This is a genomic window from Pseudomonas sp. O39 (assembly GCF_045447295.1).
In the GTDB taxonomy this organism is placed as follows: domain Bacteria; phylum Pseudomonadota; class Gammaproteobacteria; order Pseudomonadales; family Pseudomonadaceae; genus Aquipseudomonas; species Aquipseudomonas antarctica_A.
In genome coordinates, this window is sequence record NZ_JBJGXV010000010.1 from 18,892 (window position 1) to 34,425 (window position 15,534).

The 15,534-nt window shown below is 61.5% G+C and carries 12 protein-coding genes; all 12 read left to right on the forward strand.

Annotated features, from left to right (window positions below):
• The first annotated feature begins 10 nt into the window (after positions 1-10).
• The 12 genes from tssB (at position 11) to tssJ (ending at position 15,522) form a co-directional block, all read left to right on the forward strand.
• A complete protein-coding gene (gene tssB, locus ACI77D_RS15245) occupies positions 11-508 on the forward strand; it encodes a type VI secretion system contractile sheath small subunit (protein ID WP_407016930.1) in 498 nt (165 codons plus the stop codon).
• A gap of 4 nt (positions 509-512) precedes the next feature.
• Positions 513-2,000: a type VI secretion system contractile sheath large subunit gene (tssC, locus tag ACI77D_RS15250; RefSeq protein ID WP_407016931.1), complete on the forward strand. Its 1,488-nt coding sequence runs from the start codon at positions 513-515 to the stop codon at positions 1,998-2,000.
• Between the two features lie 82 nt (positions 2,001-2,082).
• The gene (gene tssE, locus ACI77D_RS15255) at positions 2,083-2,502 is read left to right on the forward strand and encodes a type VI secretion system baseplate subunit TssE (RefSeq protein ID WP_221294707.1); all 420 of its coding nucleotides are present in this window, start codon (positions 2,083-2,085) and stop codon (positions 2,500-2,502) included.
• 7 nt (positions 2,503-2,509) lie between these two features.
• Positions 2,510-4,222 carry a type VI secretion system baseplate subunit TssF gene (tssF, locus tag ACI77D_RS15260; RefSeq protein WP_407016932.1) on the forward strand — a complete coding sequence of 571 codons (1,713 nt, stop codon included), beginning with the start codon at positions 2,510-2,512 and terminating at the stop codon, positions 4,220-4,222.
• Entirely contained in the window at positions 4,219-5,199 is a 981-nt protein-coding gene (gene tssG, locus ACI77D_RS15265; protein WP_237140905.1) for a type VI secretion system baseplate subunit TssG, read from the forward strand. Before tssF ends, tssG begins: the two co-directional genes overlap by 4 nt.
• Positions 5,196-7,817 carry a type VI secretion system ATPase TssH gene (tssH, locus tag ACI77D_RS15270; protein WP_407016933.1) on the forward strand — a complete coding sequence of 874 codons (2,622 nt, stop codon included), beginning with the start codon at positions 5,196-5,198 and terminating at the stop codon, positions 7,815-7,817. Before tssG ends, tssH begins: the two co-directional genes overlap by 4 nt.
• 91 nt (positions 7,818-7,908) lie before the next feature.
• On the forward strand, positions 7,909-10,461 hold the full coding sequence (locus ACI77D_RS15275) for a type VI secretion system Vgr family protein (RefSeq protein ID WP_407016934.1): 2,553 nt from the start codon (positions 7,909-7,911) through the stop codon (positions 10,459-10,461).
• A gap of 28 nt (positions 10,462-10,489) precedes the next feature.
• Complete coding sequence (locus ACI77D_RS15280; RefSeq protein ID WP_407016935.1) at positions 10,490-12,883, forward strand: DUF2169 domain-containing protein; 2,394 nt, start codon at positions 10,490-10,492, stop codon at positions 12,881-12,883.
• Positions 12,876-13,823 (forward strand): pentapeptide repeat-containing protein, encoded by a 948-nt coding sequence (locus ACI77D_RS15285; protein ID WP_064452390.1) that lies wholly within the window; start codon positions 12,876-12,878, stop codon positions 13,821-13,823. Before ACI77D_RS15280 ends, ACI77D_RS15285 begins: the two co-directional genes overlap by 8 nt.
• A gap of 10 nt (positions 13,824-13,833) precedes the next feature.
• On the forward strand, positions 13,834-14,484 hold the full coding sequence (locus ACI77D_RS15290) for a DUF3540 domain-containing protein (RefSeq protein WP_221294700.1): 651 nt from the start codon (positions 13,834-13,836) through the stop codon (positions 14,482-14,484).
• A gap of 10 nt (positions 14,485-14,494) precedes the next feature.
• Entirely contained in the window at positions 14,495-14,902 is a 408-nt protein-coding gene (locus ACI77D_RS15295; RefSeq protein ID WP_221294699.1) for a DUF4150 domain-containing protein, read from the forward strand.
• Positions 14,899-15,522 carry a type VI secretion system lipoprotein TssJ gene (gene tssJ, locus ACI77D_RS15300; RefSeq protein WP_407016936.1) on the forward strand — a complete coding sequence of 208 codons (624 nt, stop codon included), beginning with the start codon at positions 14,899-14,901 and terminating at the stop codon, positions 15,520-15,522. Before ACI77D_RS15295 ends, tssJ begins: the two co-directional genes overlap by 4 nt.
• Positions 15,523-15,534: the final 12 nt, after the last annotated feature.

Sequence of the window (15,534 nt, forward strand, 5' to 3'; positions counted from 1 at the left end):
GAGAAACACCATGGCAAGTGACGGTTCCGTCGCGCCTAAAGAGCGCGTCAATATTGTCTACAAACCTGCGACGGGCGATGCCCAGGAACAGGTCGAGCTGCCGCTCAAGCAATTGGTGATCGGTGACTTCACCCTGCGTGAAGACCAGAAACCTGTCGAAGAACTCAAGCCGATTCGCGTCGACAAGGACAACTTCACCGACGTGCTCAAAGGCCAGAACCTGAGCCTGCAACTATCCATCGCCAACCGCCTCTCGGATGACGCAACGCCAGACGAGCGTCTGGCGGTGAATCTGAAGTTCGAATCGATTCGTGACTTTGAACCGGACGCCCTGGTTGAGCAGGTACCGGAACTCGGCCAGTTGATCGCCCTGCGTGATGCACTCAAAGCGTTGAAAGGCCCACTGGGTAACGTGCCCGACTTTCGCAAGGAATTACAGGCATTGATCGAAGACGACGGTGCGCGTGCCCGCTTGCTCGGTGAGTTGGGCGTTGAGGAAAAGGAGTAAAGCCATGACCCAAGAAGCAACGCAAAACCCGGCCACGCAAGCGTCTGCGACGCAACAGGAGGGTTCGCTGCTGGATCAATTGATCCATACCGCGCGAATAAAGCCTGGCGACGAGGCCTACGCGGTGACGCGCCAAGGTCTGGAGGCCTTTGTCGCACAGTTGCTGGAACCCAGCCGCGCGGTCGAAAAAGTCAGCGCCAACCTGATCGACGACATGATTGCAGCGTTGGACGCCAAGCTCTGCCGTCAAGTCGACGCTATTTTGCATCATGAGCGTTTCCAGGCGCTCGAGGCGTCATGGCGCTCGTTGAAATTTTTGGTCGACCGTACCGATTTTCGTGAAAACAACCGCCTGGAAATTCTCAGTGTGTCCAAGCAAAAGCTGCTGGACGACTTTGAAGACGCCCCGGAGATCACGCGCTCGGGTCTGTACAAGGCCGTTTACAGCGCAGAATTCGGACAGTTCGGCGGCCAGCCGTTCGGCGCCATCATCGGCAATTACGAGTTCAACCCTGGCTCACAGGACATCAAGCTGCTGCAGTCCATCGCGTCCGTATCGACGATGTCGCACACACCCTTCATCGCGGCGGCAGGCCCGCAGTTCTTTGGTGTCGAGAGCTTTTCCCAGTTGCCCAACCTGAAAGACCTGCAAGCCGTATTCGAAGGCCCGCAGTTCATCAAGTGGAATGCGTTTCGCGAGAGTGAAGACTCACGTTTTGTGGGGCTGACGTTGCCGCACTTCCTGCTGCGCACGCCCTACGGGGAAGAAACGGTGCCGGTCAGAAAATTCCGTTACAACGAAAGCGTGACCTCCAGCAATCACGATTTCCTGTGGGGCAATGCCGCCTTCGCCTTTGCCAGCCGATTGTCCGACAGCTTCGCCCAGTACCGTTGGTGTGCCAACGTCATCGGCCCGCAAGGTGGCGGTACCGTCAGCGACCTGCCGATTTACAACTACGAAGCCATGGGTGAGGTGCAGACCAAAATCCCGACTGACGTGCTGATCTCCGAGCGGCGGGAATTCGAGCTGGCCGAGCAGGGTTTTATAGCCCTGACCATGCGCAAGAACACCGACAACGCCGCGTTCTTCTCCGCCAACTCTTGTCAGAAACCCAAGTACTTTGGCAATGACAAAGAAGGCAAGGAAGCGGAGTTGAACTACAAGCTCGGCACCCAGTTGCCCTACATCTTCGTGGTCAGTCGCCTGGCTCACTACATCAAGGTCATCCAGCGCGAAAACATCGGCACCTGGAAAGAGCGCGGCGACCTGGAGTCGGAGCTCAATGGCTGGATCCGTCAATACGTCGCCGACATGGACAACCCTGCCGTGGGCGTGCGCAGCCGCCGGCCATTGCGCCAGGCCGACATTTCCGTAAACGACGTCGAAGGTGACCCAGGCTGGTACCGCGTGAGCCTCAAGGTCCGGCCGCATTTCAAGTACATGGGGGCCTCGTTCACCTTGTCGCTGGTCGGCAAGCTGGACAAGAGCTGAAAGCTGCGCGCTGCTCACTCTGCGGTCATCCGCCCTGCCGATGGCCGCAACCATTGAATCATGAGTGATGGAGGGATCGGTGATGAAAGAAAAACGCCTGCTGGAACGCATTGGCGCCCTGCAACTGGGCAGCGAACGCTCCCACTTGACCCAGGCTCAAGTGCTGCTGGACTCACTGATGGAGCATCTGAGCCGGATCCTTAACACTCGCCAAGGCAGCGTGCCGATAGACCCGGATTTCGGGGTGCCCGACTTCACCAACCTGGCCGGCAGCTTCGCCACCGGAGAAACGGCGCAAATCATCGACCACATGACACGCATGGTTGCGCGTTACGAACCGCGTCTGAAATCACCCTGCATCACCCTGGCCGAACACGGTCGCGAGGTGTTGTCGTTGCGCTTCATGCTCGACGGATTGGTCGCGATCAATGACCGCGACATCCCCATCCACTTATCGACCCTCGTCTCCTGCGACGGGCGCGTCTCGCTGTCGATGCGCTAGGTGGACTGTGCAGAACTTCTACTACCAAAGTGAACTGAATAACCTGAGGCATCTGGCCGATGAGTTTGCCCAGCGTAACCCTGCGCTGGCGCCCTTGCTCGGCAGTGGCTCCGCCAGTGATCCGGATGTGGAGCGGCTGCTCGAAGGCGTGGCCTTCCTGACGGGCATGGTGCGCCAGCGGTTGGATGACGAGTTTCCCGAATTTGTCCAAGAGCTGGCGCAGTTGCTTTATCCGCAGTATTTGCAGCCGCTGCCGTGCATGACGCTGCTGCAGTTCGCGCCGCGAACAGCGCTTTCACAGACACAAGCTATCGATACCGGCTGCGAAGTGGCTTCCGTGCCCATTGATGGCCATCGAGTGAGCTTTCGCAGCACGATGCCGGTCGACCTTGAGCCGGTCACGCTAACCGGTGCGCGCTGGGAAGGCGGAACCTCAGACAGCCGTTGCCTCGTGCTAGATCTTGCGCTGACCGTCGCGCCCAATGACTTCAAGGCCGACAGCCTGACCTTTTACCTGGGTGATACCTTCAGCGAAGCCTGCGCCCTGCTCCGTCTGCTGGACCAGCATGTGCGCGAAATACGCATCCAGGGTGAAGGCCAACCGATAACGCTGCTGTCGGCCAACCACATCCAATCGTGCGGCTTTGATCGTGAGCACGCGTTGTTGCCCTACCCGGACGCCGCACACCCGGCCTACCGGGGCTTGCAGGAGTATTTCGCGTTGCCGGAAAAATTCCTGTTCGTGCGCTTGAGGGGTTTGCAGCGCTGGCGCCATCGAGGCGAACACACCCGCATGAGCGTAAAGCTGGTGTTGGACAAAGTGCCATCGTGGGCACCCTCGATAACTGAAAACAGCTTCATGCTCGGGGTGACACCCGCGGTCAACCTGTTCACCCAGGACGCTCACCCGCTCAGGGTCGATCACCGCCAACCCGAATATCGCATCCAGCCTGCGAACCAGTCCCAGCGCCAACGCCTGCGCATTCATTCGGTGCTGAGTGTCAGCGCCTATTCGGGCACCGGCAACGAAAAAACCTTAAAACCCTTCCACACCATTTACCAGCGTGATGCGTTCAACCTGCGCATTCGCCAGGGCAGCAACGACCCGCGTGATTACGAGCACTTCATCAGCCTGCCGTATGTCGACCGTCAATCGCCGGAAGACCTCACCCTGTCGATCTCGCTGCTGTGCACTGACGGCCCGCTGCCCGAGAGCTTGCACCCCGGGGACCTCAACCAGCCGATGGACAACACCCCGGCGCGCGTCACGCTGCGCAACATTCGTGGCATCACCCCCTGCCATCCGCCCAAATACCAGGACCGGTTGCTGTGGCGCATGCTTTCCCAGCTGAACGCCAACCACTTCAAACTGCTGGACGCCGATTACCTCAAGAGCCTGCTCAAACTCTACCTGCCGAGCGCCGATGAGGGTGGGCAAGACGCCAACAATCGACGGATCAACGGCATTGAAAAAGTCTTTGCCACGCAGGAGCGACGCTTCATCAACGGCCTGCCCATCGAAGGTACGGTGGTGCGCCTGGAGTGCCGCGGCGACCATTTCCTGGGTGCCGGAGGGCTTTACCTGTTTGGCGTGGTACTCGATGAGTTCTTTGCTGGCAGTGTCGCGCTCAACAGCTTCGTAGCGCTCAACCTGTACGACAGCGTTAATCAGGAAACACTGGCTTGGCCGGCGAAAATCGGCCGGCAGCGCCTGCTATGACTCAGGACGCCTTGCTGGCCAACGGTCGCGACTATGCTTTTTTCCAGGCGTTGCGCTTGCTGCGTCTTCGCTTCCCGGACGATAACGCCTTCAGCGATGGCGTACGCGTGCGCCCTGGCCTGGGGTTGGGGTTCCCCGAGAGCGATATTTTAGCCATTGACCAGGACGACAGCGGGCGTTATCACCTGCAAGCCAGCTTCTTTGGCTTGTATGGCGTGACCTCACCGCTGCCGACGTTCTACACCGAAGACCTGATCGACGAGCAGCTGCAAGGCCGCAGTGCCGGCCGTGATTTTCTCGATATCGTGCATGCCGCGCTGTACCCGCTGCTGTTTCGTGCCTGGGAAAAACACCGTCTGTGGATGGCTATCGGCGAGCGTCGTGACCTGAGCCGTCTCAACCTGGTGCGTTCGCTGATCGGCCTGGCCGACGCCGACCCGCAGTGGCGCCAGCATGCACCGCAATTAGTGCGCTACGCCGGCATCTTCAACCAGTTTCCGCGCTCGGCGCTCGGCCTGGAGCAACTGCTCAGCAGCACACTGGACGGCGATCCCGTCGAAGTCGTGCCCTGCGTGCTGACCCAAGTGCCGATTGATGACCAGTCTCGCTGCCGGTTGGGTCTGCAGGGCAACGTGCTGGGGCAGGACAGCCTGCTCGGGCAACAGGTCAGCGACCGCACCAGCACCCTGGACATCCGTATCGGCCCCCTGGACGCCTTGCGTTTTCACCTGCTGATGCCGGGCGCCGCACTCTACAAACGTATCGAACGATTAACCGCGTTGTACCTGCACACCCCGCTCAAATGCCGGCTGGTGCTGAGCCTTAAACCAGAACAACAGCGTGGCACGCGTTTGGGTGACAGCTGGCAGCGCCTGGGCACCAACACCTGGCTGGGGCGCACAGTCGACCAGGGCAAGGCGGTATTCACGCTGGCCGGGGCGCAAAGTCCCGGCGCTCAATCGAGGACCGGACAATGATTCAGGTAGAACTCAAGCCGTTATTTGCCAGGCTCAATACCTTCAGCAATCACGCCCTGGAAAATAGCGCCGGCATGACGCTGGCGCGCGCCCATTACGAGATTACGATCGAGCATTTCCTGCACCAATTACTGCAGGACCCGCAGGGTGATATTGCGTTGATTCTTGCGTATTTCGAGGTAGATCCCTTACGCCTTTCAGCCCGGCTTGACGATAGCCTGGCCCAGTTCAAGCGAGGTAATCCGGGACGCCCGGTCTTTTCACCGCTGTTGACCGAGTGGGTGCAGGACGCCTGGATCGCCGCGTCGCTGATTGTCGGCAGCCCCAGCATCCGCGCCGGGACGTTGCTGCTCGCCTTGGTCACGCGCCTGGGTTACTACACGGCGGGCACCCGTTACGGCGAACTGCTCAAGGGCGTTTCACGCGAGCGCCTGGGTAATCAGTTCGCCGATATCGTCGCTGGTTCCAGCGAAGGCCCATTGGCACACCTGCAAGGCGCAGTGCCGGGCGGCAGCGCGCCTGATACCAGCGCTGGGGTCAATCGCGAAAACACCATCGCGCGGTTCTGCGAAGACCTCACCGCCAAGGCCGCCAAGGGTGGTATTGACCCCGTGTTCGGACGTGACCAGGAAATTCGCCAGATGGTGGATATCCTCGCCCGACGCCGCAAGAACAACCCGATCGTGGTCGGCGAACCGGGCGTTGGAAAGTCCGCCGTGGTCGAGGGCCTGGCGCTGGCTATCCACCAGGGCGATGTCCCGGATTTTCTGCGCAACACACGGCTGCTGAGTCTCGATATGGGCCTGCTGGAGGCCGGTGCCAGTGTCAAAGGTGAGTTCGAGAGTCGCCTGCGCGCGGTGATCGACGAGATTAAAGCGTCCACCGTGCCGATCATTTTATTTATCGACGAAGCCCACATGCTGATTGGCGCCGGGGGGCCGACCGGTGGCACTGACGCCGCCAACCTGCTCAAGCCTGCACTGGCCCGGGGAGAGCTGCGCACCATCGCCGCAACCACTTGGGGCGAGTACAAGAAGCACTTCGAAAAAGACCCTGCCCTCGCCCGCCGCTTCCAGCTCGTCAAGCTTGAGGAGCCGAGCGTGGCAACCGCTGTGCTGATTCTGCGAGGCCTCAAGCCCCACTATGAAAAAGTCCACGGTGTCAGCGTTCGCGATGATGCAATTACCGCCGCCGCCGAACTGTCCGACCGCTATGTCACAGGGCGGTTGTTGCCCGACAAGGCTGTCGACCTGCTAGACACGGCCAGTGCGCGCGTGCGTATTGGCCTGGACACACGGCCCGCGAACCTGGAACAGCTCGAACGGCATCAAGGCGCCTTGTCCCGCGAGCGCGAGGCCCTGGAACGCGATCAACGCCATGGCCACCCGGTGGACCCTGGCCGCATACAGGCCATCGAGCAAACACTCATTCAACTGGGTGTGGAGTACCAGGCGCTGGAACACCGCTGGCAGTTGGAGCGTGCTGCTGCGTATCGCGTGCTTGAGGTGCGCGCCGAGGCGCAAACCCTTGACGACTGGCCAGCAAGGCTGGCTGAGGCCCGTGACAGCCTGGCGCACCTGCAAGGTGACGACCCATTGCTGTTCACCGAGGTCGGTCCGGACACCATCGCCAAAGTCGTGTCTGACTGGACCGGCATCCCGCTGGGCAAGGTCTTGCGCGATAGCGCCGGCGGCGTCACGTCGTTGGCCGCCACGATCAACACCCGGATTCATGGCCAGGACGCGGCCGTCCAATGCATCACCGACATACTCAAGGCGGCACAATCGGGTCTGCGCGATCCGCAACAACCCTTGGGCGTGTTCCTGCTGGTGGGCCCTTCCGGTGTCGGTAAAACCGAAACTGCACTCGCCGTGGCCGATCACTTGTTTGGCGGCGAGCATGCACTGACCACGCTCGCCATGAGTGAGTTTCAGGAAAAGCACACGGTGAGTCGCCTGGTCGGCTCGCCTCCCGGTTATGTGGGTTATGGAGAAGGTGGCTTGCTGACAGAAGCCGTGCGCCGTCGGCCCTATTCGGTGGTGCTGCTCGACGAGGTGGAAAAGGCCCATCTGGAGGTGGTCAACCTGTTTTATCAGGTGTTCGACAAAGGCATCCTTTCCGACGGTGAAGGCCGCCAAATCGACTTCAGCAACACCGTGATATTTCTCACCAGCAACTTGGCGAGCGATGAAATCAGCGCATTGTGTGCCGGCGAACGCCCGAGTGCCGACACGCTGGTGGAGCGGATTCAGCCCGTGCTGTCGTCGCACTTCAAACCGGCGTTGCTCGCCCGCATGACCGTGGTGCCTTACTTCACCCTGCAAGCAGAACACCTGGCGAGCATTGTCGAGCTGAAACTCCAGCGCCTGGCGTCGCGCCTGCTGGCATCGGCCAAGGTACGCCTGTGCTTCAGCGCGTCGGTCGCGCGCACCCTCGCCGAGCGCTGCACGAACGTCCAAAACGGCGCGCGCAACATTGACTTTATGTTGCGCAAAAGCCTGACGCCGCGCCTGTCGGACGTGCTGCTCACGGCGATGGCCGAGCAGCGCGTGCTCAGTGCCATCCGCGTCGATCTCGACGCCAGCGGTGGCTGGAGGATCGACGCCCTGGACAGCTGAACAATCAGGTCTTTACCCGAGCGCAAAAAAAACGGGCCCGCCCTACAGTGGCCCCGTGACTCGATTGCGCAGGTAACCAGGAGTTCAGACCATGACATTGACCGAGCAACCTCTGTGCACCTTCCTCAGTGACGCGCTTGCCTTGGAACCCCTGCTGGTCGCCCGTTGGCAGGGTGAAGACGTGTTGTCACGGCCCTATCGCTTCGAGGTGGTACTGGCATCGCTGAACCCGTTACTGAACGAAGATGCCATGCTCGGTGCAGTCGCGCACCTGACCCTGTTTGACACCCTGGGCGCCGCTCACCCGTACCACGGCATCGTCACGTCGGTGGAACTGTTGGACGCCGATGATCTTTACCACTATTGCCGTGTGGTGCTGGAGCCGCGCATCACTCGACTGCGCCAGCAGCGCTTCAGCGAAATCTGGCTGGACAAAAACCTGCCGGAGTTGGTCCGCGACATCCTCAAAAATGCCGACCTGACGCGTGAAGGCCCGGGCTCGGACAGCATCAGCACGGCTGCCTTCGATTTTGACGTACGCCTGCGGGGCGACGACATCCCCCATACGCAAGCCAACTTTACCTGCCAATACGAAGAATCCAGCTTCGACTTTCTGTCGCGCCTGTTGGAATACAGCGGCTGCTACTACTTCTTCGAGCAGCAGGATCAGCAGGAAGCCCTGATCATTTGCAGTGATCGCAGCGCCCAACCCAAGGCAGTGCTGCCGGTGCTGTACCGCCCCTTGGACACCGCGCTGAACAACGGTCTTCAGGCGGTAGCGCACACCTTTATCCGTCGCACCGTGGTGCAACCGGAGCAGGTGGTGCTACAGGACTTTTCTGCCAGCAATGCACAACTGGCGCTACACAGCACAGCGTCGGTGGCGGCCGGTAGCGTCGCCGAAGATGCCCAAGCTCCGAGCGCCTCGCCAGCGTTCAGCGGCGACTATGGCCTCTATGGTGAGCATTTTGGCAGTCACGCTCAGGGCATCTGGCTGGCGCAACGCCGTGCCCAGGCGCTGGGATGCCGTCATCGGCTGTTCCACGGCAGTGGCCATGTTACCGGCCTTCGATCAGGCGGTTCGATGGTCTTGGCCGGGCATGCGCGGCCCTGCATGAATGCGGCTTATCAAGTGCTTGAAGTGCACCACAGCGGGCAACAGCCACTGCCCGCTACGGGCGAGGATAACGTGGCCCGCGATACCCAAACGCGCTTTCTGGTGATCCCTGCCGAGGTGCAGTTCCGTCCGCCCCTGGAAACCCCAAAACCCAACGCGTTTGGCGTACTGAGTGCCGTGGTGGATGGCGACGACAGCGGCAAGCCCCTGCTCAACCAGCACGGCTGCTACAAAGTCCGTTTCCCGTTTACCCGCGATCAAAAACCCAGCACTCGGGGTTCGGCATGGCTGCGCAGGGTGTCGTTGTCTGCCGGTTCCAGCCATGGCATGCACTTTCCGCTGCTCAAAGGCAGTGAAGTGTTGGTGTCATTTCTCGGCGGCGACCCGGACCGGCCGATTATCGTTGGCTGCGTGCCAAACTCGGAAAACCCGAGCATGGTCATTGAGCGTAACGCCACCCAGAGCGGCTTCTCCACGGCCGGAGGGCACTTCCTGGCGATGGAAGACCACCCTGGGGCCGCCCATCTGAAACTGGGCGCGCCTGGCGGTAACAGCACCTTCACACTGGGCAATGGCGAAGTCGCCGGCGCGCAACTGCGCACCAACGCCCATATGCAATTGACATCGTCCTCGCTCACGCACGAGGTGCCCGGCGTGTACTCGTTGTCCATGGGCACCGGGGACCCGGCGACAGCCAGTGGCAGCGACTCGGGCCCGGATACCACCGTGCCGACTCCGCCACCCAAACCAACACCGGGGGAACTCAACACAGGTGTCAATTGGGGCGGCCCGAACTGGCTCAACCTTGGCGCCAAGGCTGAATTCAGCAATGCGCCTACCTTCTCGACATCACTCAAGACGGCGGCAGCCCAGTTGGAGGCAAGCCTGGGCGGAGCCAAGGGAAGCCTCACTGTGCAAGGAAAAGCGACCACCGTGAATATGTCGGGCGTCAGCATTTCACTGTCGTGTAACGGGTTCACTTACGTCTGGGAAAAGATCGGGAAGAAGGTCGCGGCAATTTCCGAAGACAAGAAGCTCATCGATAAAACGGTGGCCTCCGTCTCAAAACTTGAAGCAGAGCTGCACAAGGTGACTGCCGATCTATACACGGTGACCGGTACGACCTCGATCACGCTGAAATGCGCTGAGCATTCCATCGTATTAAACCAAGATGGCATTCGGATCCAGTCGCCTAAACCGATCATGATCGACGGCGACGTGGCCATTACCGGTAAAACCCGGTTCGTGGGAAATGTCGATGTGGCTGGCGATATCAACTGCAAAAACGCGACCGTATCCTCCCAGTTGAAAGCCACCTACACCAGCCTCGACGAACTGAGTGCGACCAATGCAACGTTGGGCGCCGTTTATATCCCTCCCACGCCGACGCAAGCGCTGATAGAAGCCGAAGAAACCGCGCGGCTCAAAGCCTTTGAGGTGCTCAACGAAATGGCTGAGGCGGTCGCCAGAGGGTTGGACGACGGGGCCAATGCGGCACTCCAGGTAGTCGACAACTTCGAGCCTTAAAGCGTTTCTTCCTGACGAGGGTTCAAGCATGCACCTTTCCTATTCCGACATGAGTCTGCTGACCCTGGCCCGTCAACAGGGGCCACGGCCTGCCACCCTGGCAATTACCGTGGGCCTGCTGTTCGGTGCCGACCATCAGGTGCTGGCCGCTGAACATGCACTGCCCTGGCTCAGCCAGCGCTTCGACAAACAGCCGTTCGACAGTGGTTTGAAAAAGGCCCGTGGCAGCTTCGCCGTGCATGGCGACGCGTACCCTCTGACGCCTGAGCAGCAACACACGGGCATGGCCGTACGCGTGCGCATCGCAAGCATCAGTAAGACCTTGCACCTGCACCCGCCAAGGTGCTGGGAGCGCGGGGTGCTCGGCCTCACTGCGCGCCCAACGGGCCCGCTCCTGCGTTTGCCGTTGGATTTGCAGCACGCGTTCGGCGGCGCCGGCTGGGCGGATAATCCCGAAGGCAGCGGCTATCTGGCGGACCCCGACAGCAGCGTGGGCATGCCGTTGCCGCAAATCGAAAACGAACACTTGCCCCTGCAGGTACCCGGCCAAACGCTGCCAATTGCCAGCCTGCGTCCGCTGCCGCCGCAATGCCGTGAACGCCGCGATTTGTGGGGCACTTGCGATGAACACTGGACAGCACGCCGGGCCCCCTGCCCGCCTCTGGATTGTGACGCTCGCTGGTTTGATGAAGTCGCTCAGGACCAATGCAACCCAGGTTATTGGGCCGGCAACGAAGCATGGTGCGTTGACGGCATGCACCCTCAGCATGCGCAAATCCGCGGTACGTTGCCCGCATTCCGTGCCCGGGTGTTTCTCAAGCGAGCAGCACCGGCACAAGCGATTGAAGAGCCACCCCTGGACCTGGATACGGTGTGGCTATTCCCCGACGTTGAGCGGGTGTTGCTGCTGTACCGGGCCGAGGTCAACGTGGCCGATCTTGACGGCGCCGATATTGCCCAGTTGGGCGCCGTGTATGAACACCCCGACGCGCCAAGCGAAACCGCCGCAGCCTGCTGCGAAAAACTCTGGCCCGCGGTCAAGCCGCCTCCTGCGGCCATGCCAATACCGCCTGCAACGGTCGACAAAGACGCCATCATTCACCGTATGCAGGCCTCGATAAATGCCCGTTACGCGGCCTTCGCCGCCGAACAAGCCAAGGTATTGGCCTGCGCTGGCGACGTGGGCAAACGCTTCGGCAAACCGTTGAACCCGGCGGAGTACCCGGCGACTGCGCCTAACCTCGCCGCACTGGCGCAACGCCCGCCGGCCGAGGTCCGGCCGTTTAACCCGGCCGCCCTCAAAGCGAGCATCCAAACCAGCATTGAACACGCGGAGGCGGCAACCGAGAAGTTCCTCGACGAGACAGCGGTACGCCTGAACATGAAGCCTGAGGCACTGCGCGAGGCGATCAGACAGGTTGAACAAAACGCGCCGCGCCCCGTCAAGACAGACCCAATGTCCAGTCTTGACCCACTGCCCCTGCCGGCGTCACGCAAAGCCTCATTGCGCGCGCAACTGAGCGCTGGTTTGCAAGAGATGCGTGAGACAGAGCAGCAGATCAACGCGAAGATGCAGGCACTGCGGGCGAAATTGCCGGCGGCCAGTTCGGTAAAAGAACAATCGCCGCGCCCTCCTGCCGGCGGCGACACCGCAACCCCTGAGGCCGGCCCCTGGACTCGTGCGTTGCTCGAAGCTGCCCACGCCCGGGGTGACCACCTGGAAGGCGCGCGTTTTGTCGGTCTGGACCTGTCTGTCAGTGATTTGGCCGGTGCGGTACTGCACCGCTGTTCGTTTGATCACTGTGTGCTGGCTGCCGCGCATTGGCCAGGTATCGACCTGACCGGGAGCACCCTGAAAAATTGCGACCTGCGGCAGATCGACTTGCGCGAAGCGCAGTTAGCCAAAACACACCTGCGCGACTGCCTGTTGGACCATGCGCGGCTGGCCGGCGCCGGCCTGCACGCGGCAGCGTGGTCAGGGGTCGAAGGCCAAGACATCGACCTGACCAATGCCCATGCCGCCGAACTGCAACTGGACCTGGGTTGCCAGTTGCCCGGCATTCGCCTGGATAACGCAGACCTTGCGAATGCCAGCCTGCAAGACGCGTCACTGATGGGGGCAAGCCTGCGTGGCAGCCACCTGCACAACGCCCTGCTCATTCGCTGCGACTTGCGCAGCAGCCAGGGTTATCGCCTGGACGCGCGCAATGCCGACTTCACCGGCAGTGACCTCAGCCAAATACAGTGGGTGGGCGCCAACTTGCAGCAAGCCCGCCTACGCAAAGTCCGACTGGATCAGGCCGACCTGCGCGACTGCAATCTGCATGCGGTCGTCAGCGAAGGCGCCCGAGGTGTCGGGGCCCGCCTGGAAGGCGCTTTATTGAGCTATTGCCGATTACCCGAGGAACTCGAACATGTCTGAATCAATGACCGCCGAACAGCTGCGCGCGCGCGTCGCCGAGGGTGGCGTGCTGCGCGACCTGTGCCTGGCCGATGGAGACTTCCGGGGCGTTGCGCTGCGCCATGCGCGCCTGGAGCAGGTCGACGCGCGCAACGCCTGCTTCAACGACGCCGACCTTGAGGCCTGTACCTGGGTCGACTGCCAACTGGCGGGGAGCCACTTTTCTCGCAGCCAGTTGCGTCAGGTCGACTTCAGAAACTGCCAATTCGATGGGGCAAACCTGGCCACGGCAACCCTCGACGGTGGCCGTTGGTTACGCTGCGAGGCCGTTGGGTTGAACCTCAACGAAGCCAGTGTCAGCAACCTGAGTTTCATTGACTGCGCATTCTCAGTGCCCAATTTGCGCGGCAGCATCATGCGCCAATGCCAACTGGACCATGTCAGCCTGTGTGATGCCGATGCGAGCTCGGCGCAATGGCAGCAGGTGCGCGTGACCGACAGCCTGCTGCGCAACCTCTACCTGATCGACGCACACCTTGAGCAATGTGCCTTTGATCGCAGCAGCCTGACCGATGTTGACCTGAGCCACGCCGAGACCCGTGCCCTGTCGCTGTTCCAATGCCAGGGCGCTCGAGTGCGGTTCATCGCCACGAACCTCATCCAGGCCATCTTTACCGACGCGCGGCTGAACGCTGCCGACTTCACCGACAGTGGCTTGGTCCAGGCCAACCTGAACGGCGCAGTGCTGCCCGGCGCGCAGTTCTTGCGGGCCCGCCTGCGCTATGCCCAATGCATCTATCTGCGCGCCTGCGGTGCCGACTTTACCGATGCGGACCTGTTTGGCGCCAACCTGCACGCCGCCGAACTGGACAACTGTCAGTGGAAAGGCGCGCGGCTCGACGACATTCGCCCTACCGACCCGCTGCGCCTGGCCGCCGATCGTTGGCAGCCGACGCTGTAAGGAGAACACCATGCCACTGCAAGCCCCGCAGCACAGTCAATGCCCGGCCACGTTGCACCATGGGCGGATCAATGCCGAGGATGGCGAGCGTTTTGGTGTCGTCAGTACCGACGGGCGCCGTTACTGGCTCAAGCCCGCGGCCGGTTGCCTGTTGCGCCCGGCACTCGGGGATGCGGTGCTGATCTGCGTGGAGGGTACGAGCGGCTACATCCTCACCGTACTGGAGCGCGACAGCAGCACGCCCGCCCGTTTGAGTGTGGACGGCGACCTGCACCTGCACTTGCCGGCAGGTGCGCTGCATATAGAGGCGCGGGACGGTATCAGCCTGGACGCCGGCGCGGCACTTGCCGTGCGCAGCGCTAACGTCCTGCTGCACAGCACCCACGCGTGCCTGACGACCCAAACGCTGCAGGTCAGCGGTGAACGCGCCGACAGCCATTGGCTGCAACGCCATGACACGGCGTTGCACGCTCACCAGACCGTGCAGGTCCATACCGCCGAGTTCGGCGACAGCCGCCGCCGCGTGGAAGGACACGAAGAGCTGTACGCGGGCTCGGTCAGCCAGCAGGTGAAAAACGATTGGCAATTGCGTGGCGAAACCCTTGACCTGTTCGCCGATATCACCGTCGCGCTGGATGGCCAGCGCATCAAACTCGGTTAGGAGTCCTCCCATGTTCATGCTGACGAATGATGGCGCAGTGGCCACCGCCACCGCCCCCGACATGTGCAACACACCAACCCCGACCGGGCCTTTGCCCATGCCCTATCCCAACACCGCCGACACCCGCATGGCCGACCCCGGCGGCCTGATGTCAAACGTGCTGGTGATGGGCATGCCAGCGATGACGCTGATGAGCAAAGTGACGATCAGCAATGGCGATCAACCCGGTGCCGCAGGCGGCCTGCTCAGTGGCCGGATCATGGGCGAAATGACCTTTCTCAACGCCAGCACCTGCGTCACGGTCGGCGGTAAACCTGCCGTGCGAGTGACCTGCCTGACCGGGCATAACGGCGCCCCTCAGAATACCGTGGGCATGGTCAGCGCGCCTGGCCAGACCAAAGTGCTGGTGTTGAGATGAACACAGTGGCGCTTAAAACCCTTGCGGTGCTGTTGCTCGGTGTGTTGCTTACAGCCTGTAGCACTGGTCCGACACCGCAGCAACAGGCGTTGAACGAGCTGAAGTGGAACTACGCCAATGACAGCATTGAACTCACGCTGACCGCCGACAAAGACCTCAACCAATACGACGGCCAGGCACACACCCTCCTGCTGGTCGTGACCCAGTTCGCTCAACCGAACGCCTTCAGTGCCTACACCGGCAGCAGCCAACAATTGAGCAAGCTGTTGCTGATGAGCAGCGCTCCACCGGACCTGATCGGCCTGACGCGCCTGTTTATCGAGCCGGGACAGACCCGCACCGTGCGTTTGCCACGCCTGGAGGGGGCAAAAATGGTCGGCATCAGCGCCGGCTATGCCCACTTGGACCCGCAGCGCAGCGTCAAGCTCTACCGGATTGGCGTGGACGTGGCCTCCACAGGCTTTTTCAGTAAAACCTGGACCGCCCGCCCGAAAACGCTGGCCATCAACCTGTTGCTGGGGCCTGACGCACTGTTGCGCAGCCAGCAAAGCCAGCTGGAAAAACCGGTGACCGAGCAACCCGTCGAAGGCGAAGTCAGCCTGACTGGCGCCGGCCAATGATCGGTGTTCCGT

What these genes read in the sequence shown, in the direction of transcription:
- tssB (WP_407016930.1), top strand. Translation starts at nt 11, where the DNA reads ATGGCAAGTGACGGTTCCGTCGCGCCTAAAGAGCGCGTCAATATTGTC.
- tssC (WP_407016931.1), top strand. Translation starts at nt 513, where the DNA reads ATGACCCAAGAAGCAACGCAAAACCCGGCCACGCAAGCGTCTGCGACG.
- tssE (WP_221294707.1), top strand. Translation starts at nt 2,083, where the DNA reads ATGAAAGAAAAACGCCTGCTGGAACGCATTGGCGCCCTGCAACTGGGC.
- tssG (WP_237140905.1), top strand. Translation starts at nt 4,219, where the DNA reads ATGACTCAGGACGCCTTGCTGGCCAACGGTCGCGACTATGCTTTTTTC.
- tssH (WP_407016933.1), top strand. Translation starts at nt 5,196, where the DNA reads ATGATTCAGGTAGAACTCAAGCCGTTATTTGCCAGGCTCAATACCTTC.
- ACI77D_RS15275 (WP_407016934.1), top strand. Translation starts at nt 7,909, where the DNA reads ATGACATTGACCGAGCAACCTCTGTGCACCTTCCTCAGTGACGCGCTT.
- ACI77D_RS15280 (WP_407016935.1), top strand. Translation starts at nt 10,490, where the DNA reads ATGCACCTTTCCTATTCCGACATGAGTCTGCTGACCCTGGCCCGTCAA.
- ACI77D_RS15285 (WP_064452390.1), top strand. Translation starts at nt 12,876, where the DNA reads ATGTCTGAATCAATGACCGCCGAACAGCTGCGCGCGCGCGTCGCCGAG.
- ACI77D_RS15290 (WP_221294700.1), top strand. Translation starts at nt 13,834, where the DNA reads ATGCCACTGCAAGCCCCGCAGCACAGTCAATGCCCGGCCACGTTGCAC.
- ACI77D_RS15295 (WP_221294699.1), top strand. Translation starts at nt 14,495, where the DNA reads ATGTTCATGCTGACGAATGATGGCGCAGTGGCCACCGCCACCGCCCCC.
- tssJ (WP_407016936.1), top strand. Translation starts at nt 14,899, where the DNA reads ATGAACACAGTGGCGCTTAAAACCCTTGCGGTGCTGTTGCTCGGTGTG.